At 55.2% G+C, this 19,183-nt stretch carries 17 protein-coding genes; 11 read left to right on the top strand and 6 right to left on the bottom strand.

Features of this window, described 5'->3' with window-relative positions; translation table 11 throughout:
- Nucleotides 1-143: 143 nt before the first annotated feature.
- The 9 genes from NXT01_RS03795 to ccsB all read left to right on the top strand — a co-directional run bounded on the left by NXT01_RS03795 (nucleotide 144) and on the right by ccsB (nucleotide 11,646).
- Nucleotides 144-2,759 (top strand): cation-translocating P-type ATPase, encoded by a 2,616-nt coding sequence (locus NXT01_RS03795; protein ID WP_259077582.1) that lies wholly within the window; start codon nucleotides 144-146, stop codon nucleotides 2,757-2,759.
- A gap of 47 nt (nucleotides 2,760-2,806) precedes the next feature.
- A complete protein-coding gene (gene hemE / locus NXT01_RS03790; RefSeq protein WP_259077579.1) occupies nucleotides 2,807-3,868 on the top strand; it encodes a uroporphyrinogen decarboxylase in 1,062 nt (353 codons plus the stop codon).
- A 297-nt stretch (nucleotides 3,869-4,165) separates the two neighbouring features.
- Nucleotides 4,166-5,605, top strand: coding sequence for a protoporphyrinogen oxidase (locus NXT01_RS03785; protein WP_259077578.1), 1,440 nt, complete (start codon nucleotides 4,166-4,168; stop codon nucleotides 5,603-5,605).
- Between the two features lie 77 nt (nucleotides 5,606-5,682).
- A complete protein-coding gene (gene hemL, locus NXT01_RS03780; RefSeq protein ID WP_259077577.1) occupies nucleotides 5,683-6,990 on the top strand; it encodes a glutamate-1-semialdehyde 2,1-aminomutase in 1,308 nt (435 codons plus the stop codon).
- Nucleotides 6,991-7,024: 34 nt separating this feature from the next.
- Nucleotides 7,025-7,633 (top strand): histidine phosphatase family protein, encoded by a 609-nt coding sequence (locus NXT01_RS03775; protein WP_259077576.1) that lies wholly within the window; start codon nucleotides 7,025-7,027, stop codon nucleotides 7,631-7,633.
- Nucleotides 7,623-8,228: a TlpA disulfide reductase family protein gene (locus NXT01_RS03770; RefSeq protein ID WP_259077575.1), complete on the top strand. Its 606-nt coding sequence runs from the start codon at nucleotides 7,623-7,625 to the stop codon at nucleotides 8,226-8,228. The genes NXT01_RS03775 and NXT01_RS03770 overlap by 11 nt, the downstream gene beginning before the upstream one ends.
- Complete coding sequence (locus tag NXT01_RS03765; RefSeq protein WP_259077573.1) at nucleotides 8,228-9,037, top strand: cytochrome c biogenesis CcdA family protein; 810 nt, start codon at nucleotides 8,228-8,230, stop codon at nucleotides 9,035-9,037. The genes NXT01_RS03770 and NXT01_RS03765 overlap by 1 nt, the downstream gene beginning before the upstream one ends.
- 31 nt (nucleotides 9,038-9,068) lie before the next feature.
- Nucleotides 9,069-10,652 carry a cytochrome c biogenesis protein ResB gene (locus tag NXT01_RS03760; protein WP_259077571.1) on the top strand — a complete coding sequence of 528 codons (1,584 nt, stop codon included), beginning with the start codon at nucleotides 9,069-9,071 and terminating at the stop codon, nucleotides 10,650-10,652.
- Between the two features lie 70 nt (nucleotides 10,653-10,722).
- Entirely contained in the window at nucleotides 10,723-11,646 is a 924-nt protein-coding gene (gene ccsB, locus NXT01_RS03755) for a c-type cytochrome biogenesis protein CcsB (RefSeq protein ID WP_259077568.1), read from the top strand.
- On the opposite strand, the gene NXT01_RS03750 is transcribed toward ccsB, so the two are convergent.
- Complete coding sequence (locus NXT01_RS03750; protein WP_259077565.1) at nucleotides 11,643-11,972, bottom strand: metalloregulator ArsR/SmtB family transcription factor; 330 nt, start codon at nucleotides 11,970-11,972, stop codon at nucleotides 11,643-11,645. The two genes, ccsB and NXT01_RS03750, sit on opposite strands and share 4 nt — an antisense overlap.
- A gap of 40 nt (nucleotides 11,973-12,012) precedes the next feature.
- Nucleotides 12,013-12,285 carry a hypothetical protein gene (locus NXT01_RS03745; RefSeq protein ID WP_259077560.1) on the bottom strand — a complete coding sequence of 91 codons (273 nt, stop codon included), beginning with the start codon at nucleotides 12,283-12,285 and terminating at the stop codon, nucleotides 12,013-12,015.
- 101 nt (nucleotides 12,286-12,386) lie between these two features.
- Here NXT01_RS03745 and NXT01_RS03740 point away from each other — a divergent pair, with 101 nt between their 5' ends.
- On the top strand, nucleotides 12,387-12,686 hold the full coding sequence (locus tag NXT01_RS03740) for a DUF4229 domain-containing protein (RefSeq protein ID WP_259077557.1): 300 nt from the start codon (nucleotides 12,387-12,389) through the stop codon (nucleotides 12,684-12,686).
- 5 nt (nucleotides 12,687-12,691) lie between these two features.
- Here NXT01_RS03740 and NXT01_RS03735 read toward each other — a convergent pair whose 3' ends face one another.
- From NXT01_RS03735 to NXT01_RS03725, 3 genes are read right to left on the bottom strand one after another with little or no spacing between them, the layout of a single operon-like run.
- Entirely contained in the window at nucleotides 12,692-13,579 is an 888-nt protein-coding gene (locus tag NXT01_RS03735; RefSeq protein WP_259077555.1) for a 1,4-dihydroxy-2-naphthoate polyprenyltransferase, read from the bottom strand.
- A gap of 42 nt (nucleotides 13,580-13,621) precedes the next feature.
- Complete coding sequence (gene menE, locus NXT01_RS03730; protein ID WP_259077549.1) at nucleotides 13,622-14,764, bottom strand: o-succinylbenzoate--CoA ligase; 1,143 nt, start codon at nucleotides 14,762-14,764, stop codon at nucleotides 13,622-13,624.
- 13 nt (nucleotides 14,765-14,777) lie between these two features.
- The gene (locus NXT01_RS03725; RefSeq protein WP_259077548.1) at nucleotides 14,778-15,725 is read right to left on the bottom strand and encodes a 1,4-dihydroxy-2-naphthoyl-CoA synthase; all 948 of its coding nucleotides are present in this window, start codon (nucleotides 15,723-15,725) and stop codon (nucleotides 14,778-14,780) included.
- A gap of 412 nt (nucleotides 15,726-16,137) precedes the next feature.
- On the opposite strand from NXT01_RS03725, the gene NXT01_RS03720 reads away from it, so the two are divergent.
- On the top strand, nucleotides 16,138-17,160 hold the full coding sequence (locus tag NXT01_RS03720) for an o-succinylbenzoate synthase (protein ID WP_259077546.1): 1,023 nt from the start codon (nucleotides 16,138-16,140) through the stop codon (nucleotides 17,158-17,160).
- Here the strand turns inward: NXT01_RS03720 and NXT01_RS03715 are convergent.
- Entirely contained in the window at nucleotides 17,126-19,075 is a 1,950-nt protein-coding gene (locus tag NXT01_RS03715; RefSeq protein ID WP_259077545.1) for an MMPL family transporter, read from the bottom strand. The two genes, NXT01_RS03720 and NXT01_RS03715, sit on opposite strands and share 35 nt — an antisense overlap.
- Nucleotides 19,076-19,183 lie beyond the last annotated feature (108 nt).

Genomic DNA, 19,183 nt, shown 5'->3' with positions numbered 1-19,183 from the left:
CAATCTTCAACTCAGCCCCATGACCCTGTAGTGTGTGAGGAGTGCCTCTGGGAAAGCTGGGGCTTCGTCGGTCGGGTGCCGAGTGATGGGGAGCTTTTTTCTCCCGCTGAATAGGCTGTGAGACAGTAACGGGTTGGAAAATTATGGATCAAAACGATATTAAGGCCATCGATTCACGGGTTCTTGATGCTATCGCCTCGGCGAAGAAAGCAGCAAAGCGAGTAGGAATCTCGTCATTTACTCTTTCGGATATCAACGACCCCGAAGAGGCGGCGGCCGCTGCCATTAGTAGTGGACGCACCTCTTTTGCCTTCGAGCTCAAGGGATTAGAAAATGCTGCTTCCGTAGCACCGCTAGAAGAAGCCATCAACGACATTGAGGGCGTTGAGGCACGCATCGTTTACACCTCATCCATGGCATGGGTGAGTGCCATTCGCACGATCGATATCCAAGTTATTGAACAAGTCTTTGCCCGCCACGGGATTACTGCTCGTCTCACGGACTCCTCGATTCGACGGCGCATGGCGTGGTCGGATGTGGAGGAGGGGAGAATCTCCCGCTCGCAACTGCGACAGCGTCGTCGGCAGCAGCGGATGTCACGGGGGGCGCGCAAGCTCGCCGAAGAAGAGCAGAAGGATTTCGCTCTTGCCCGCAGAGAGGGTTTTCTGGAAGGGCCGGATCGGCATATCGAGCCCCAAGACCCCACAGATGTACTTTTCACAGCACGAAGCCTCATCACGAAAGCTCGGCTGATCGTCTCATTATTGCTCACCATCCCCGTGGTAGTGATCAGCTACGATTCGACCCTGCAATTCGATTACTGGCAGTGGGTGCTCGCTCTCATTGCATTTCCTGTTGTTACCTATGGCGCTTACCCCTTCCACCGGGCGATGCTCGGCGGTTTCCGACGCAGCATGTTCGCTCTCGATGCTGCGAGCTCCCTCGCTATTATCGCCGCATATGTTTATTCCGTCTTGCATATGCTGCTGAGTTCGGCAGGGAGCCCGAGCTATCGGGTGAGTTCAGAAATTCTCACCGCATCTCCCGCCGCTAATGATTCCGGGGTCTTCTTCTTCGATGTCGCGTGTACGATGACCCTCTTCCTGCTAGCGGGACGCCTACTGTCACGCAAAACCCGAAAGAACTTAGTTGATGAGCTCGCCGAGTATCTTCCCGCTGCCCGCCAGACGGCCCTGCGGGTAACCAAACAACGCACAACTGGGGCAGTCAAAGAAGAGGAAGTTGCAGTTCAGAAACTCAACGTGGGCGATGACCTCATCGTTGCGGCAGGAGATATTATTCCTGTTGATGGAATAGTTATCGGCGGATCCTCCACCATCGACGGTCGAGCCCTCGGGATCGGCCACTTCGATGTCAAAGTTAAAAGTACCGTGTACGCAGGGTGCATCAACGGAGAAAAGAACCTGAAAGTACGCGCCATCGCAACGGGTCACCGCACCTGGTTAGTAGCAATAGCGCGGTGGATTCGGCGTTCGGGTCTTCATCAAAATTATTCAGATGCTCTCGCTACCCGTTCGGCATCGCTACTCGTTCCAGCAGCAATTATGGGCGCGGTGACTGTCTTTTCCATCTGGGCACTGCTCACCAACAATTACTATCTCGCCACCGCAACGGCCCTCTCTATGATGGGGTGCGTGGCGCCGGTATCCCTAGCTGTATCCGCGTCGGTGGCTACCCGTCAGGGAATTGAAGCAGCAGCGCGCCGAGGCGTGCTGATTCGAGATTCTGCGACGGTGCGTCGCCTCGATATGGTGGACACGGTTATCTTCAACCGAGTGGGTGCCTTAAGTGAAGGCGAAATGTCAGTGGAAACGGTTACCGCGAATGCGGGAGAAAATGCTGACCTCGTGATTCGCGTTGCCGGAGCCCTGTGTATGGAGAGTGAACATCCCGTATCGCTGGCTTTGGTGCGAGCAGCCCGGGAATCTCGGGATACGTCCTCTGATGATTCTATCCCGAGTTTGATCGAGGTGAGCCACCAATATATTGATGAACAAGGTAGCTTCGGGGGTGTCGTAGAGATTCCTATGCGCACCGCTGATGGGGGCATGGAGATGCGTAGCGTAGAGGCGAAACTGTGGCGCCCGCGTAATCTCTCGGATGTCAAGGGTCGGTTGGCTGCCCCCGCTGTCTCTGGGGGCACACCGCTCGTCGTTCGGTGGAAGGGGCAAGATCGCGGCGTTATTACATTGCATGATGAGGTAAAACCCGATGCTAATGATTCCATTGAGGCCCTCGAGGATCAGGGCATCGACACCATGATGCTCAGCCGTGATACCTATCCGGTGGCGCGTCGCTACGGGGATATGGTTGGAGTATCGCATGTGTTGGCAGGTATCCAGCCGGGAAATAAACCCCAGACGGTGCGCAGTGTGCACAACCATGGCCGGGTAGTGGCCGTTGTCGGCGATGACTCGGCTAAGCGTTGCTTTAGAGCTGCCGATGTGGGCGTGATGGTGGGAGCGATGGCGAGTATGCCACTGCCTGCAGGGCTGGAAACGACCGACGCTAATGTTGTCCTCTTAAGGGGTCTTACCGAACCGATACCGTGGCTCTTTACCGGAGCCAAGCGCATGAATCGCCTCATTAATAACAATTTTCTTTTAGCCTGGACCTATAATATCGCTGCTATGACCGCTGCTGCTCTCGGGCTTTTGCATCCTATGGGTGCCACCATCTTGATGCTCGCAGCATCCTTGATTATCGAAGCGCGGTCGATGTGGATTAAAACTTTTTAGGCAAAACTTACTTTCCTAGGATTGTCGGCTGTGTCATACTTTCGTATATGATCTCCCCTCGCCGACGCAATATAGACAGTGCTCCCTTTATGCAGGCTGCTCGTGGCCTGAAGCCATCGCACCGCCCCGTCTGGTTTATGCGGCAGGCGGGGCGCTCACTTCCTGAGTATCGGAAACTGCGGGAGAATACTACGATGTTGGACTCCTGCTTTAACCCCAGTATGCTCGCTGAAATCACCATGCAGCCAGTACGCCGTCACGGGGTAGACGCTGCTATTCTCTTCTCCGATATTGTGGTTCCCTTAAGGGCGGCGGGAGTCGGCGTGGAAATTGTGCCAGGTAGAGGGCCCGTCATGGATCAAGCGATCCGTAGTGCTGATGATATAGCGGCGCTTCCTATCCTCGAGGGCTCCGTGCCGGAACTCACTGAGGGGATTGGTATCATCCTCAACGAGCTCGATCATACTCAAGCCCTCATTGGTTTTTCGGGTGCACCTTTTACCCTCGCGAGCTATCTTATCGAGGGCGGTCCTTCACGTAATCACGAGAAGACGAAGTCCATGATGCATCACCAGCCGGATATGTGGCATGCACTTATGCGGCGTCTGGTGCCCACCATCAATGCTTTTCTCGATACCCAAATAGCAGCAGGCGTCGATGCGGTGCAGCTGTTCGATTCCTGGGCCGGTTTCCTCAACGAGCGGGATTACCGCGAATTTGTTCTTCCCTACTCCCGTGAAGTTTTCGAGCATATCGCTGACGCCGGCATACCGCGTATCCATTTTGGCGTAGGCACAGGAGAAATCCTTGGCGCCATGAGTGAAGCGGGGAGCGAAGTGGTGGGAGTTGATTGGCGGGTACCGCTCGATCAAGCCGCCCGGAGAATGTGCACCCCAAAGGTGCTACAAGGCAACCTTGATCCGGCGCTCCTATTCGCCGGCGATACAGCGGTGGAGGCCGAGATCGAGCATATCATTGCCCTAGCAGATCACGCTATTGCCGCTGGTCATGCAACCGGCCATATCTTCAATCTCGGCCACGGGGTGCTCCCAGATACCCCACCAGAAGCGCTCAGTCGCGCGGTCGATATCATCCACGCCCATGCCTAATATTCACGTGCATGCGGTACACGGATACCGTACCGCTCAAGGTGCACACCCACAGTGAGCACTCATAGGTAGAATGGGGCCAAATTACAAGGATGCCAGATACTTATAAGAATTCGCGAGTCCACCCTTGATCCCAAGGCTCGCAGAGTGATTTCGGAAAACAAGAAAAACAAGGTAGTTCCATATAAAAACCCTCGAGCCGTCAAAGAGAGGCGCTCGTAGAAATACTTCAGCCCCACGTGATCGACGGCAGCACAGTGGTGGTTCTATACGCTAAGAGAAAGGCTTGAATATATCGTGCGTGTCGCTATTATCGGAGCAGGACTGGCTGGATTAACAACGGCGTGGCAGATACATCAAGAAGCCCCCGACACCGAGGTTGACATCTTCGAGGCCTCGGATCGCATAGGCGGCAAACTCTATACGGTTCCCTTCCACTCCGGACCGACAGATATGGGTGCGGAAGCCTATCTGAATTTCCGCGCGGACGCTACGGACTTCTTCAAGCAACTCGGTCTCGCGGACTCCTTGGTCTATCCCTCCGGGCTTCCCTCTTCGTTTTACGCCGCGGGCCAGCTACACGATATGGTCGACGATACGATCATGGGTATTCCAGCTGCGAGTACCTCCATTAAAGACCTTATCGATGCGGAAACAGCGGCCCGCATCGATGCAGAGGACCAGGGGCCCGGGATCGAGTGGGAAGTGGATGGACCTGATATTTCACTCGGAGATCTGATCAGTCAGCGCTACGGCGAACTCGTGAATTCTCGCTTGGTATCTGCTTTACAAGGAGGGGTTTACTCGGCCCGCTCAGAAGATCTTGGTATTAGAGCCACGTTGCCGCAGTTGGCGCGCACCTTCGATGAAATGGCGTTGGCCGGAGAAAAAATCAGTCTCAAGGCGGCCATTGAAAAGATCTTGTCCCAACGCCAGCGCAATAACCGCAATAACCACGAACGCGGATACCGCCCCCATGTATTCGCGACCTTTAAAGGTGGCTATGCGCAAGTCTACGAAACGCTTGCAGAGGCGTCACAGGCACGTATCTACGTTGATGCCTTTATCTCCGGCATCACCGATTCCGCACAGGGATATGCACTGCGAGGAGGTGGCGAGGGCTATTATGACGCCGTCGTGGTGGCCACCCCAGCACCAACCACATCCTTATTATTAAAAACAATTGCCCCCGATATCAGCCCCCACTTCAGTACAATCCCCTTGGCTTCCTCGGTGGTCGTCGGGATGAAATTCGCCAGCGATCGGGGTCTCCCGGATAATTCCGGGATTCTGGTGGCAACCGATGAAGTAGATATTAAAGCCAAAGCCTTCACTTTCAGTTCCAAGAAGTGGCCTCACCTAGGTAGCCGCGGAGGCGCTCTAGTGCGAGCCTCTTTCGGGCGCTACAAGGATGATGAGATTTGCCGGGCAGATGAGGGTGTCCTTGTTGACCACGCTCTTGCGGATCTCAAGAAAATCACCGGCTTTGATGGCATTGCGGCAGGGCTCGACGAAATCTTTGTACAACGCTGGTTCGGAGGTTTGCCTGTGTACGGGCCGGGGCATCTAGAGACCGTCGCTGCGATCACTGAGGGCTTGGCGCACTACCCGGGTCTTTATGCAACCGGTGCGTGGGCTCAGGGTGTGGGGGTGCCGGCGGTTATTGCTCATGCGCGCGGCGTGGCGCACACCATCTGTGGCAACGCTGAACCCAACCCCGCTCTCGCTGAGTCTTAAACTAGCCTGAAACTGGTATTGAATCGCTGATACTGGCTTACACTGGCCTAAAAAGCTTGAAACAGAAAGAAAACACGATGACCCAGAAAACTACCCGCTCAGCTGAACTCATGAGTCGCGCCGAAAAACTCATCCCCGGCGGAGTTAATTCCCCAGTCAGAGCCTTCGGCTCAGTGGGAGGTCAAACCCGCTTCATTGAACGCGCCTATGGTTCCACCCTTGTAGATGTGGACGGTAACGAATACGTTGACCTTGTTAACTCCTGGGGGCCCATGCTCATGGGCAATGCCCACCCCGAGATCCTCGACGCTGTCAGCACCGCCATGGCCAAGGGCCTATCCTTCGGTGCACCCACAGAGGCCGAGGTAGAACTTGCAGAGATGATCATTCAACGAACCAGCGTTGAAGAAGTACGCATGGTCAACTCCGGCACCGAAGCCACCATGTCTGCTGTACGCCTAGCGCGCGGCTTCACGGGTGCGGAAAAAGTCATCAAATTCGACGGCTGCTATCACGGACACGTGGACTCACTGCTAGCCGCCGCCGGTTCTGGAGTGGCTACGCTTTCTCTGCCCGATTCACCAGGGGTGACTGGTGCGAGCGCTAAAGATACTATCGTCGTCCCCTATAACGATATCGCGGCAGTGCGCACTGCCTTCGAAGAACACCCGCACCAAATCGCCTGCGTGATCACCGAGGCGGCCGCTGGCAATATGGGGGCGGTGGCGCCACAGAATAATTTCAATCAACAGCTCAAAGATCTCTGCCATGAATTTGGGGCTGTGCTGATTATCGACGAAGTTATGACTGGTTTCCGCACCTCTTATTCCGGCTGGTACGGGGTTGACCATGTAGCGGGCGATCTCACCACCTTCGGCAAGGTCATCTCAGGGGGCCTGCCCGCTGCAGCTTTCGGTGGACGCGCCGATATTATGCAGCACCTAGCACCCGTTGGACCCGTCTACCAAGCGGGCACACTCTCGGGTAATCCGGTCGCAATGGCGGCGGGCAAGAAGTCACTCGAGCTCGCCACCCCAGCAGTCTATGAGAAGGTAACCAAGCACGCTGATCTGCTGCATTCTCTCATTTCCCAGGCGCTTGATCGGGCCGGAGTTGAGCACCACATCCAGCGTGCCGCTACCATGCTAAGCGTTCGATTTGCTCGTGGTGAGGGCCACAATTTCGCAGATATGAAAGCCGCCGAAACCTTCCGTTTCGCTCCTTTCTTCCACGCTCTTTTAGAACATGGCGTTTATGCGCCACCGAGTGTCTTCGAAACGTGGTTCTGCTCTGCAGCTCTCAGCGCAGATGATTTTGAGCGCATCGAGAAGGCACTGATCCCAGCAGCTCAGGCGGCAGCAGCGGCGGATAAGGTAAATTCATAGCCTGCAGTGTATTAACGAGAAAGGGCCATAAGCTATGACAACAACCATCGTGCACCTCGTGCGTCATGGGGAAGTATTCAATCCGGAGCGAATCCTCTATGGGCGGCTGCCGGATTATCACCTCTCAGCTCGGGGGGAGTCGATGGCTCACGCGACGGCACACTCGTTGTCCGGCCACGATATTTCACTGATTCTTTCCTCTCCACTAGAGCGCGCCCAGGAAACAGCCGCCCCAATTTCCGCCATCAGCGGGGTTGAGGTGGGTATCGATGAGCGCCTTTTAGAAGCCGGTAACCAATTCGAAGGTCTGCGAGTAAAAAGCTGGCGCTCGGATCTGCTGCACCCTCGCTATTGGCCTTTAATGACTAATCCGCTTCAGCCCAGTTGGGGTGAGCCTTATCATGAGATTGCCGAGCGCATGATGGCGGCCGTTACCTCCGCTCGGGAACAGGCCCATGGTCATGAGGCGGTATTAGTGAGCCACCAATTGCCCATTGTGTGCGTGCAGCGCCACGTGAATCAGCAACCTCTGTGGCACAACCCTGCACTGCGTCGCTGTAATCTTGCGAGCGTCACTTCTCTCGTCTTTAGTGATGACGTCCTTATCGACTATCGCTATTCGGAACCCGCGTATGAGATCTAGAACAAGGCATGATCCTTTCGCACTGGTAGCTCTTGGTGGGGTACTAGCGCTGCTGCTTGGTGCCTGCGCCGATGATAGCCTTGCTGGAAAAGACGCCGTAGCGGTGGGCGGAACCTTCCAATTCCACTCACCCGGTGGGCAAAAAACCATCACCTATCCTGAATCTGAGCGCGCACAGATAGCAGATATCACTGGGCCATCAGTCATCGATGACACGGAGATAAGGCTTTCAGATTATGCTGGCCACATCGTCGTTATCAATGCTTGGGGCCAGTGGTGTGGGCCCTGCCGTACTGAAGTCGACGATCTTCAAACGGTGCACGAATACCTCACTAAAGAGGGGGGTACGGTGCTCGGCATCAATATCCGCGATAATAAGCAGTTGGCTAAGGATTTTATGCTCGATAATGGCCTTAGCTATCCGAGCATCTTTGATCCACCCTTTAAAACGGCGGGCTTATTAGGCGGGATTCCCGCCTCGGTGGTACCCACCACCATTATCCTTGATAAGCAGCACCGACCTGCCGTTGTATTCTTGCGTGCCATCACCGAAAAAGAATTAATGGAGGCCATTGCGCCCCTGGAATCAGAATAATGCAGCTCAATATTCTCTCCCAAGGCATCGGGGAATCTTTCGCCACAACAATTAGCTCAGGTCCTTTAATCGCAGGTCTCATCGCCGCAATGATAGCGGGACTTGTCTCCTTTTTAAGCCCCTGCGTCTTGCCCCTGGTACCAGGGTATATCAGCTATCTGGCAGCGCTTGTCGGCGGCGATATCACTTTCGACGCCCACGGGCGCGCCGTTATAACCAAAGGCTCGCGGATGACAATCGCCTTCGCGGCGATTTTGTTCATTGCAGGTTTCACGATTATTTTCGTTCTAGCTACTGCCAGCGTCTTCGGTCTCATTGGAGTCTTGGCTTTAAATAATCAGTGGTTAAGCAGGATCGGCGGGCTTATCACCATAGTCATGGGGCTAGTTTTCCTCGGCAAGATACCATTCCTGCAAACAACGCGCAGTCTCTCAGCTGGGCACTGGTCTAGCATTATCGGCGCCCCAATCCTCGGGGCAGTATTTGCACTCGGCTGGACACCCTGCTTAGGCCCAAGTCTCGCGGCCATTATCTCCATCGCGGCTGGCACCGAAGGGGTGACAGCCTTACGGGGAGTAATCCTCATTATCGCGTACTGCTTAGGGCTAGGTATTCCTTTTCTCATTGTGGCACTCGGCTCGGTACGCGCCATGGCGGGCCTCGATTTCTTAAGCCGCCACGCTGTGATCATCCACCGACTGGGCGGTATAGCCCTTATTCTTACGGGGCTGGCGCTTCTGAGTGGATTTTGGTCCGTTTTCATTAGCTATATCCAAGTGCTGAGCTCCAATTACGCGCTGCTACTATAGAGAGCCGGAGAATGAATAAGAAAGGGTTGTCATGGTGAAAAAAGCGTGGCAGTGGCTGACAAGCATGCGCACAGCACTCGCATTATTATGCCTCCTCGCCATCGCCGCCATCCCCGGCGCCCTTTTGCCCCAGCGCTCGCTCAATGCCGCCAATGTTGACGAGTACCTCATCGAGCACGGACGCATTGCTGAGATTTATGACCGCCTACAACTATTTGACGTCTTTTCCTCCACCTGGTTTAAAGCCATAGCCGTCCTGCTCACCATTTCCCTGATCGGCTGTATCATCCCGCGCAGTATTGATCACTACCAGGCCATGCGCACCCCACCAACGAGGGCGCCGAAAAATCTGCACCGGCTACCTCTGCATGGGCAGGGAGTTTTTATAGGAACAGAAGCTCAAGCCCTCTCAACGGCACGTGCGGCACTTAAGGGCTGGAATATTGCTGAGTATTCACCCGCCGACGATCGCGCCCATATTCGCAGTATCGCGGCTGAAAAAGGATATATCCGGGAATTCTTCAACCTCATCTTCCATATCGCTCTTGTGGGTATGCTCGTCGCCATGGCCATTGGCCGCATGGTGTACTACGAAGGGCAAGTTATTATCATCGCCACCGATAAACCAGGTATCAATTCCCAGTTCTGTAATACTGCCACCGCCAACTTCGACTCCTTTCGCGCCGGACCGCTTTTCGATGGTACTGGGCTTCACCCCTTTTGTTTCACAGCCCATAATTTCGTGGCCGATTATCTACCCAATGGCCAGGCCGAAAATTTCCGCTCTGATCTTTCCTATGCCATCGGTGATGATATTTTCCGCGATGAATCCACGTGGGCATCGACCACCCTCGAGGTCAATCACCCCTTAAGAATCGCCGGCGACCGCATTTACCTCCAAGGCCATGGCTATGCCCCCACCATAAAGGTGATATGGCCAAATGGAGAAGAACGCACCCAAACCGTGCAGTTTAGGCCCGACGACCCCACTTTCTTCCTCTCCTCCGGCGTGATGCGCTTCGACCCACCGGTAGGAATGTATGACGATCTCTTTTCCCGCCGGCAGAATCAGCTGACCATTCAAGGGCTCTTCGCACCCACCGCGGCGTGGAGCGGGGAGAATAACGATATCTTGGCCTCCCGTTTCCCAGAAATGCGCGATCCGGCGGTGGCTATCGATATCTACCGCGGCGATAACGGGCTCGATTCCGGACAATCGCAAAGTATCTTCGCCATCGACCCCACCTTGATGAGCTCAGGGCAGTTACAAAAAATTGAGCGCGTCAACCTCGCCCAAGGGGAAGACATTACCCTCGATGATGGCACCATCATTCGCTTTGAGGGTGCGGAGGAATTTGCCAATTATCAAATAGCCTACGATCCCACCCAGATCTGGGTTCTCCTTTTCACCCTAATATTCCTTTCGGCCCTGGTTGGATCGGTGACCATCAAGCGCCGCCGCATCTGGGTGCGCGTGCATCCTCAAGATAACGGCACGGTCCTCATCGAGACAGCCGGGTTGGCGCGCACTGATCGCGCCGGGTGGGGTGAGGAATATTATCGGATTCATCGTCGCATTCTTGGGCTCGCTGAGCCGGAGGATGAGGACAGCTAGGCTTTATCTTTGGGTAGGCTGGCGGCTATAGTTGCAGCAAGTTTAAGGACCAAGAAACGAGGTAAGCGGGATGAATATTAATTACACGCTCGCATCTTTTTCAGATTCCGCCTTTTTTAGTGCGGTGGGCATCTATATTCTCGCTCTCGTGCTGTCAGTTATTTACTATATGAAGGCGCAAACCGTTGTCGATTCCCAGCGGGAGGCGAAAACAGTAGCGGTGCGAAGCAAAAACTCCGCCGATACCTTCTCTGGTATGACCCAAGCGGTTGTATGGCTGGGCATTATTATCCATGCCACCTCGGTGATTTTGCGCGGGATATCCGCGGGCCGATTCCCTTTTGGAAATCTGTACGAATATATCACCGAGATCACGCTGTTTACCATGATCATTGCGGCGATTTTCCTGCGCAAAAAAGAGATGCGGGCCCTATGGCCGTGGATTATTACTCCTGTGGTGGCGCTGCTCCTATTGGCCAGTTCCAAGCTCTATGCTGATACCGCTCCTGTGGTTCCGATCCTGCAATCCTACTGGCGGCCCATCCACGTGGGTACCATCTCTATTGGCGGGTCTATCGGTATGCTCTCCGGTGTGGTGTCGGTGCTCTATTTGCTCCGGATGGCGCAACCCAAGGGCCAGGAGCACGGTTTCCTGGGCGCCATAGCCCGGCCACTACCAACGGCACGAGTCCTTGATGCCGTAGCCTACCGCACGGCTATTATTACCGTTCCCTTTTTTGGTTTGGGAATCATTTTAGGAGCCATCTGGGCCGAGGCCAGCTGGGGACGGTTCTGGGGCTGGGACCCTAAGGAGACGGTCGCTTTTATCACCTGGATCCTCTATGCAGCGTATCTCCACGCGCGGGCTACAGCCGGCTGGCGAGATACCAAGGCGGCGTGGATTAATATTCTGGCGCTAGCCACCATGATTTTCAATCTATTCTTTATCAACCTAGTGGTATCCGGGCTGCATTCTTATGCCGGAATCAATTAGAAATAATCGCCGATAAAGGGCATGAGCCTGGCGGAGTGGGCGTTATGGGCGAGCTCATAATATGCCCACTTTCCTTTTTTCGTGCGCGTCACCAAAGACGCCGCCATCAGCTTTTTCATATGGTGGGTGATCGTGGGGGCGGAGACCCCTAAAACTCCCGTGAGGTGATGGGCACATATTTCTTGGCCCGCATTGCTGGCAACTATGAGCAAGATTTTAAGCCGGGTGGGGTCGCTTAATACCTTAAATATCTCGGCGGTGCTGTGCGTGAGCTCAGCGTTGGGTATACGCAACGGCGCGCGGCGCGCAGATTCAGGGCGAGACATACCTCCAATTATAAAGGGTAGCCTAAGTTAAGAAAAGCTTTTATATATCTTCGGGATTGTCGCCGTCCATCCGCCGCTGCTTCGCTCTTTTGATGCGTTCAGCCTCTTCTTGAGCCGCTAATTCCTCGGCGCGGCGCTGCTTAAAGCGTTTCTTTTCTAATTCCCACAGAAAAGCCTCATCGTCGTCGGGGCCTTTAATTTCTCGCGGTGGATTTGCCGTTGATACGGTGCGCTGCCATGAGCTGGGGCCGAAGGCCCGCCACACAATATAAATAGCCAGGATTAAGAGTAAGAAGAGAATAAAGCGGCCCACGGTTAGAAAAACTCACCTCGTTGATCTGGGGAATAATCACGGTCTGCCTGTATTTTACCTGCTTTATCACCCGAGGAGGGCATACGGTAGTCTTAGAAGATATGTCACAGCAACCAGATGCAGCGATCCGCCGGTCCGCGGTGAAAAACCTCCTCTTATACGGCCTCGCTAGGCTTGCGCTTTTTATTCTGCTTACGGCACTCATTCAAATCATTGCCACCATGATCGGGGCCCTAGTGCCCATTTTTATCTCCGCCATGCTGGCCTTGTTGATCGCTATGCCGTTGAGTGTTTTTGTCTTCAAAGGGCTGCGGGTGAAGGCCACGACCGCGGTCGCCCAGTGGCACTATCAACGCAAAGCCTATAAAAAGTGGGTCCAGGACGAACTCGCCTCCCGCTAAGCGCGCTAACTACTACACTGCGGGAGGATAAGTCCGAGCGCCGTCAAGAAGCTAAAGAGGATCATCGCTTTGCCCGTGCCGGCAAGAACAGGGATGAGATCTTTGCCCATGGCGTGTGCGCGCACCGGCGCGCTCGCTGTCCATAGAAGTGGAACGATGCCCACACTCACAAGTGCCCACGGTTCAATAAAGGATAAGAGCAAAGCCCCGATGACCGGAGTGCTGGCGAGAATATAATAGAGAACCCGGGTGCGACTATCTCCTAAACGCACTGCAAGGGTGATCTTTCCGGTTAACCTATCAGAGGGGATATCGCGAAGGTTATTGATCAGATTGACGCTCGCAGACATTGCCCCGATGCTGACCGCAAGAATAATTCCCACTATGGTGATGCGACCAGATTGGGTGAATTCGGTGCCCAAAACGGCCACCAGGCCGAAGAAGATAAAGACAGCTACTTCGCCTAAACCACGATATCCATAGGGGTGAGTACCGCCGGTATAAAACCACGCCGCTAGAATACAGATCACCCCAATAAGGATGAGCCACCACGCGCTTAATAGCGATAGGGTGATACCGGCGATCCCGGCAATACCGAAAGCTATAAAAGCAGCCCGCTTAACTAGGTGGGGACTAGCGAGTGCGCTTCCAACCAGCCGCATAGGGCCGCTACGTTGATCATCGGTGCCCTTAATGCCATCAGAATAATCATTGGCGTAGTTCACTCCGACAATGAGAGCCCAGCTTACGATGACGGCCAAGAGAGCACGCCCGAGATTAAAACTGCCTGCCATTGCCGCGGCGGTAGACCCGGCAATGACGGGGGCGAAAGCATTAGCCCAGGTATTGGGGCGGGCGCCGCGGAACCACTGCTGCAATGTAGGAGAGGACATAGACTCTATTGTTGCCCGCGCCCGCACCGAAATTCAAACCCGTTAGCCCAGATCATGCATAAATTTCTCGCGTACCATAAGGCGATCGATCTTACCGGGGCCCTTCAGTGGTAGGGACTCTACCCGCGTGATCTGTTTCGGCAACTGCCAGCGCGGCATCTCATCGAAGGCCTCAATAATGGTCGCTGGTGAGGCAGTACCTGTATAGGCTGCCACAATGGCTTCGCCGAGGCGTCGATCTGGTATCCCTACGACGCACACGGCACTGACACCCTCGATATTCGCGATCACCTGCTCGATGACCTCGGGGTGAATTTTTAACCCCCCGGAATCGATAATGGTATCGATCCTGCCGGTGACCGTTAATAGGCCATTGTCAATAAAACCGGTATCAGAGGTGAGGAACGAGCCGGGTGAAAAAAAGGCCGGAGAATCGCTCATATTTCGATAACCACGCGCAACCATCGGCCCGGAGATAGCAATGCGCTCGCCGCGTAGTTGAATAGTGACCCCAGGTAGTGGGCGCCCATCGTAGACGCAGCCGCCTGAGGTTTCCGAGGATCCGTAGGTGCGTACCACGGTGATCCCGAGACGGCCTGCAGCCTCGTAATCAGAGCGCCTCAGAGGAGCTCCGCCGACTAAGACGGCATGAAAAAGCCTTAAGGCCTCAATACCGGCGAGGGTATCCATGGCTTTGAGCAACTGCATGGGGGTGAGCGCGGTATAAATGCGACCCGGGAAGTGCGCCAAGCGCTCGGCCTTTAGGGCAAATTCCTGGATGGAAAAGCCGTGGCTGAGATCAAGAAACTCGGGTTCATATCCGGAGACAATGCTGCGCACCAAGACCTGCAACCCGGCGATATGGTGTGCGGGCATGGCCAGCAACCACGCTCCCTCCCCACCAAGGTATTGATGGGTGGCATCGGCGGAAGAGATGAGGTTTGCGGGCGTAAGTTCCGCCCCCTTCGGGGTTCCCGTGGACCCTGAGGTAGCCACCACCACGGCGACTTCGGGGTCAATGGGTGCGCCCACTCTACAGTGCCCACGCAAAATCTCGTTCTGGCTTAAGTCAGGGCCACAAGGAAGAATGCTCATTTGGCCGCTGAGCGCCTCTTCTAAGGAGCTCATCAAAGGCAGCGGATCAGCTGGATCAACTGTTATGGCGCGCAAGCGAGAACGAGACATAGGGATTCGCGATCTAGTAATAGTAGGGGAAGGAGGACCAATCGGGGTCGCGCTTTTCTAGAAAAGATTCCTTACCTTCTACTGCTTCATCGGTCATATAGGCCAGGCGGGTTGCTTCACCGGCAAAAACTTGCTGCCCCATGAGTCCGTCGTCAGTGAGGTTGAAGGCAAATTTCAACATCCTTTGCGCCGTCGGCGATTTGGAATTGATTTCCCGACCCACCTGGATGGCCTCGTTTTCTAGGTCCTGGTGATCGGCCACAATATTGACCGCCCCCATGCGCTGCATGGTCTCCGCATCATAAGTGCGGCCCAGGAAGAAGATTTCGCGGGCATATTTCTGCCCCACCATTTTCGCTAAATAGGCCGAGCCGTAGCCGGCATCAAAGGATCCCACATCGGCGTCGGTTTGCTTAAAGCGTGCCTCTTGGCGTGAGGCAATGGTCATATCGCAGACTACGTGAAGGGAGTGACCACCGCCGGCAGCCCACCCGTTCACCACGGCAATAACGACTTTGGGCATGGTGCGGATAAGACGCTGCACTTCGAGGATATGCAGCCTGCCACCTTCGACCTTAGTTCGCGCCTCATCGACGGTATCTGCGGTTTCTCCCGAGGCATAGCGGTAGCCTGAGCGCCCTCGAATACGCTGGTCCCCGCCGGAGCAGAAAGCCCATCCACCGTCCTTGGTTGAGGGACCGTTTCCAGTGAGCAAAATAGTGCCAATATCGGGGCTGCGCCTGGCGTGGTCAAGAGCTTGGTACAGTTCATCGACAGTATGCGGGCGGAAAGCATTGCGCACCTCGGGGCGATTAAAGGCAATACGGACGATTCCGTATTCGCGACCGTCGCCGGTGTGGCGGTGATAGGTGATATCAGTAAAATCTTCGAAACCTGGGACGGTAGCCCATTGGGTTGGGTCGAATGGTTGGCTGGTGCTCGGTGCAGGGTTTTTCTCCATAATGCCTATGTAGTCTAGTTGCTGGCTTAATCCAAAGTCTATGAAGGGCGCCACCCCCTCATATAACCGGTGAGATCGACACCCGGACGGGCATAACAGACAGCAGAAACAGGGCTGGCAGGAAAGACAGCACGAGCGTGCCAGGGCAACGCTGACTATATAAGTCACTACTGCCGACAAGGGGTGAGCTGATATGACTTGGCCTTGGGGGAGTAGTCACAAGTGACTACTCCTGACTACTCCGGGCTCGCGGCTCTCCTGCCCCCAGATCATCCGAGTACTTCAGAGCTATCATGGATTCTATATCTCCCCACGGCCCGACTCGAGGGGGCTCAGCTTAGCGACACTGCTTGACGACACTGCTTAACGGCACTGATGTTGTCCTTAGTATTGCCTCGCTATAGTAAGGGGCATGACCGTATCTTCTCCCAGTGATATCTCAGTCGACGAACTCATTGAGCGCGCCCATATTGTGAGCCTGCCCATGAGGGTAGCTTTTCGCGGTCTCAACCACCGTGAAGCAGTGCTGATCGAGGGCCCTGAGGGCTGGGGGGAATTTTCACCCTTTATCGAGTATGAACCTCATGAAGCCGTTCAGTGGTTGCGCTGCGGGATGGAGATGGCCTTCCAGGGACCACCACCTATCAACCGAGAACTCATCGCTGTTAATGCCACTATCCCCGCCGTTGCAGCCGCGGAGGTTGAGGGGGTGCTGGCCCAATTCCCGGGCTGTACCACTATTAAGGTGAAGGTAGCCGAAGCGGGGACCAGCCTGGATCAAGATTGCGAGCGCATTCAACGGGTGCGTGAGTTAGTTCCGCACGCCAAAATCAGAGTGGATGCTAATCGTGGCTGGAGCGTTGCGCAGGCGCTAGAGGCAGCGCACCGGCTGGGCCCGCTCGACTATATGGAGCAGCCGTGCCACAGTGCCGCTGAGTTAAAAGAGCTGCGCGAATTGCTGCTGCGCAGTGGACTTATTGTTCGAGTGGCCGCCGATGAATCCATAAGGCGCGTGGAGGACCCGTACGATGTGGCTGAAACCCGGGCTGCCGATGTAGCTGTGGTAAAGGCCGCTCCCTTGGGGGGACCTCGCGCGGTTCTAAAAATCGCAGAGTTCTACCGTGCCCGCGGCCTTGATATCACCGTCGCTAGCGCCCTCGATACCGGGGTGGGCATGAATGCTGGGATCGCTGCGGTCGCCGGTTTGCCCGTCTTTTATGACGACGATGGCTTCGAGGTTCCCCCGGCTGCCGCTGGATTGGCAACCCAGCGGCTTTTTGTCGCTGATATCACCGCTGAACGCCCGCTGATCGACGGCCATATGAGTACCGAATTACTCGAACCCGATATGGACCGAGTAGCGGAATTTAAAGCCTCAGCTGACCGTCGGGATTTCTGGATCACGCGTCTAACTGAGTGCTTTGAGCTTCTTTAAGCCGAGTGGGCCACCAGAATTTTTCACCGATAATTTCCACCACAGCGGGCAGCAAGATGGTGCGCACAATCAGGGTGTCAAGCAGCACTCCGATAAAGATGATGACGCCAATTTGTGCCAGCGCCACCAGGGGAAGTACTCCGAGAGCGGCGAATACGGCTGCAAGTAGGATACCAGCTGAGGTAATGACTCCACCGGTGGCACTCAGTGAGCGCATTACCCCGATACGAGTGCCATAGATCTGTGCCTCCTCTTTGGCGCGGCTAATGAGGAAGATCGAATAATCAATACCTAAGGCCACCAAAAAGACAAAAGCATAGAGCGGGGTCAAGCTATCAAATTTCTCAAAACCGAAGACGGCTGTGGAGATCCACCAGCCTATGCCAAGGGCTGCGAGATTAGTGAGCAACACCGAGAAGGTCATAACCGCTGGTGCAATAAGAGCGCGCAGCATGACAGCAAGCACGATGAAGATAAGCAGCAAAATGAGCGGGAAGATGATCATGCGATCGCGAGCGGCGGATTCTTCTGCGTCGATGAGTTGCGCATCAACCCCACCGACGAGTGCATCAGTTTCGCGCACTGCCTCGCGCACCTCGTTGACATCTGCCCCTGAGACATTGAAGACACTCCACTGCTCGGCGGGGCGATCAGGGCGCACCACATAGCCTTGATTCTGAAGTAATTCAGAGACTTTTTGCGGCTCTTGGGTGATAACGGTGAGGGGGGTGGCGTCTTGATCGGGGAATGCCCGAGCAAGATCTGCGGCGGCACTAATAGATTCTGGGGTTGTGACGAACTGATTGCGCTGATCCAGGCCGGTTTCTATCGCCCCTACCCCCAGGCTTGCGAGGGAGAGAAAGATCAGCGAGACCACTGTGACTTTAACCGGCTGGTGCCCCACATATTGTCCGATCCGATCCCAGAGGGAGGAGTGCTTGTCTTCGTTGAGGCCCGGGCTGCGCGGCCAGAATATCCACCGCCCGAAAAGTAGCAAGATACCAGGAAGGGCGAATACCGCGAAAATGAAGGCCACGATTATCCCCACCACCGTCGCCAAGCCGAGCCCGCGCGTGGTGGGAACAGCAGAAAGAAGCAGGCAGGCCACGCCGATAATCACGGTTGCCCCGGACGCCGCAATAGTTTTCACCGTCGGCGCCCACGCATGGGCCATAGCGGCGAAGCGGTCCTCGTGGCGGGTCAGTTCATCGCGGTAGCGCGAGATAATCAGCAGGGCATAGTTGGTGCCAGCGCCGAATACCAGCACCGAGAGGATACCTGAAGTGGAATCATTCCACACCATTCCTAAAGCGCTTAAGACCCAGGTATAGGCGGTGGCAGCGACACGGTCGGCCACCCCGATCACGAGCAGGGGAATCAGCCACAGCCACGGGGAGCGGTAGGTCACAATGAGGAGGATGGCCACGATAATTCCCGTCACTGCGAGAAGGAGGAAATTAGCGCCAGAGAAAACATTAGCCAGATCTGCGCGGATTGCCGCAGGCCCGGTTACTTGGGCCTTGATGGAGGGGTCGAGAGACTGAGCTTGGGCGCGGAGGTCTTTAATGCGAGCGTTATTGTCCTCGGCTTTAGCAGCTGGCACGGTCACAGGGATGAATGCGGCTGTGCCATCTTTATTGGGAATAGGTGGGGCCCCGAGCTCGGCGGCGAAGGGGCCCACCACCTGGAGATCGATGGCTCCTTGAGTCGATTCGAGGAGAATGAGGGCGGGCAGGGTTTCTTCGCCGGGGCGGGAGTCAAGAACCTGCGCCACCGTGGTGGAGTCTTTGCCGTCGGGTAGGGCTTGTTGCGGGGCGGTGGGTTGTGCACTCGGTCCAAAGCTGATGATGGCAATTCCTAACAGGATGACCACCAGCGCTAACTGACGAAACCGAAGGAAAACGGATGAATTCATAGGATCAAGATTAATTGAAATCCGTTAAGATCATTCGCTAGGAACCTCAAGAGGCTGCTAGCTGAGCGGCATTATGAGCCGCTAATTGAGCTCTAACGTGCGCACAAT

Origin of the sequence: Corynebacterium sp. ES2775-CONJ, from assembly GCF_024814515.1 — a bacterium.
GTDB lineage: Bacteria > Actinomycetota > Actinomycetes > Mycobacteriales > Mycobacteriaceae > Corynebacterium.
Note: the sequence above shows the minus strand (reverse complement) of the source record. Positions and strands in the feature narration are given on the sequence as shown.

Coding starts and splice junctions, on each gene's coding strand:
- ccsB (WP_259077568.1), top strand. CDS start 10,723: ATGAATATTAATTACACGCTCGCATCTTTTTCAGATTCCGCCTTTTTT.
- NXT01_RS03760 (WP_259077571.1), top strand. CDS start 9,069: ATGGTGAAAAAAGCGTGGCAGTGGCTGACAAGCATGCGCACAGCACTC.
- hemE (WP_259077579.1), top strand. CDS start 2,807: ATGATCTCCCCTCGCCGACGCAATATAGACAGTGCTCCCTTTATGCAG.
- menE (WP_259077549.1), bottom strand. CDS start 14,764: ATGTCTCGTTCTCGCTTGCGCGCCATAACAGTTGATCCAGCTGATCCG.
- NXT01_RS03740 (WP_259077557.1), top strand. CDS start 12,387: ATGTCACAGCAACCAGATGCAGCGATCCGCCGGTCCGCGGTGAAAAAC.
- hemL (WP_259077577.1), top strand. CDS start 5,683: ATGACCCAGAAAACTACCCGCTCAGCTGAACTCATGAGTCGCGCCGAA.
- NXT01_RS03715 (WP_259077545.1), bottom strand. CDS start 19,075: ATGAATTCATCCGTTTTCCTTCGGTTTCGTCAGTTAGCGCTGGTGGTC.
- NXT01_RS03735 (WP_259077555.1), bottom strand. CDS start 13,579: ATGTCCTCTCCTACATTGCAGCAGTGGTTCCGCGGCGCCCGCCCCAAT.
- NXT01_RS03765 (WP_259077573.1), top strand. CDS start 8,228: ATGCAGCTCAATATTCTCTCCCAAGGCATCGGGGAATCTTTCGCCACA.
- NXT01_RS03750 (WP_259077565.1), bottom strand. CDS start 11,972: ATGTCTCGCCCTGAATCTGCGCGCCGCGCGCCGTTGCGTATACCCAAC.
- NXT01_RS03725 (WP_259077548.1), bottom strand. CDS start 15,725: ATGGAGAAAAACCCTGCACCGAGCACCAGCCAACCATTCGACCCAACC.
- NXT01_RS03775 (WP_259077576.1), top strand. CDS start 7,025: ATGACAACAACCATCGTGCACCTCGTGCGTCATGGGGAAGTATTCAAT.
- NXT01_RS03770 (WP_259077575.1), top strand. CDS start 7,623: ATGAGATCTAGAACAAGGCATGATCCTTTCGCACTGGTAGCTCTTGGT.
- NXT01_RS03720 (WP_259077546.1), top strand. CDS start 16,138: ATGACCGTATCTTCTCCCAGTGATATCTCAGTCGACGAACTCATTGAG.
- NXT01_RS03795 (WP_259077582.1), top strand. CDS start 144: ATGGATCAAAACGATATTAAGGCCATCGATTCACGGGTTCTTGATGCT.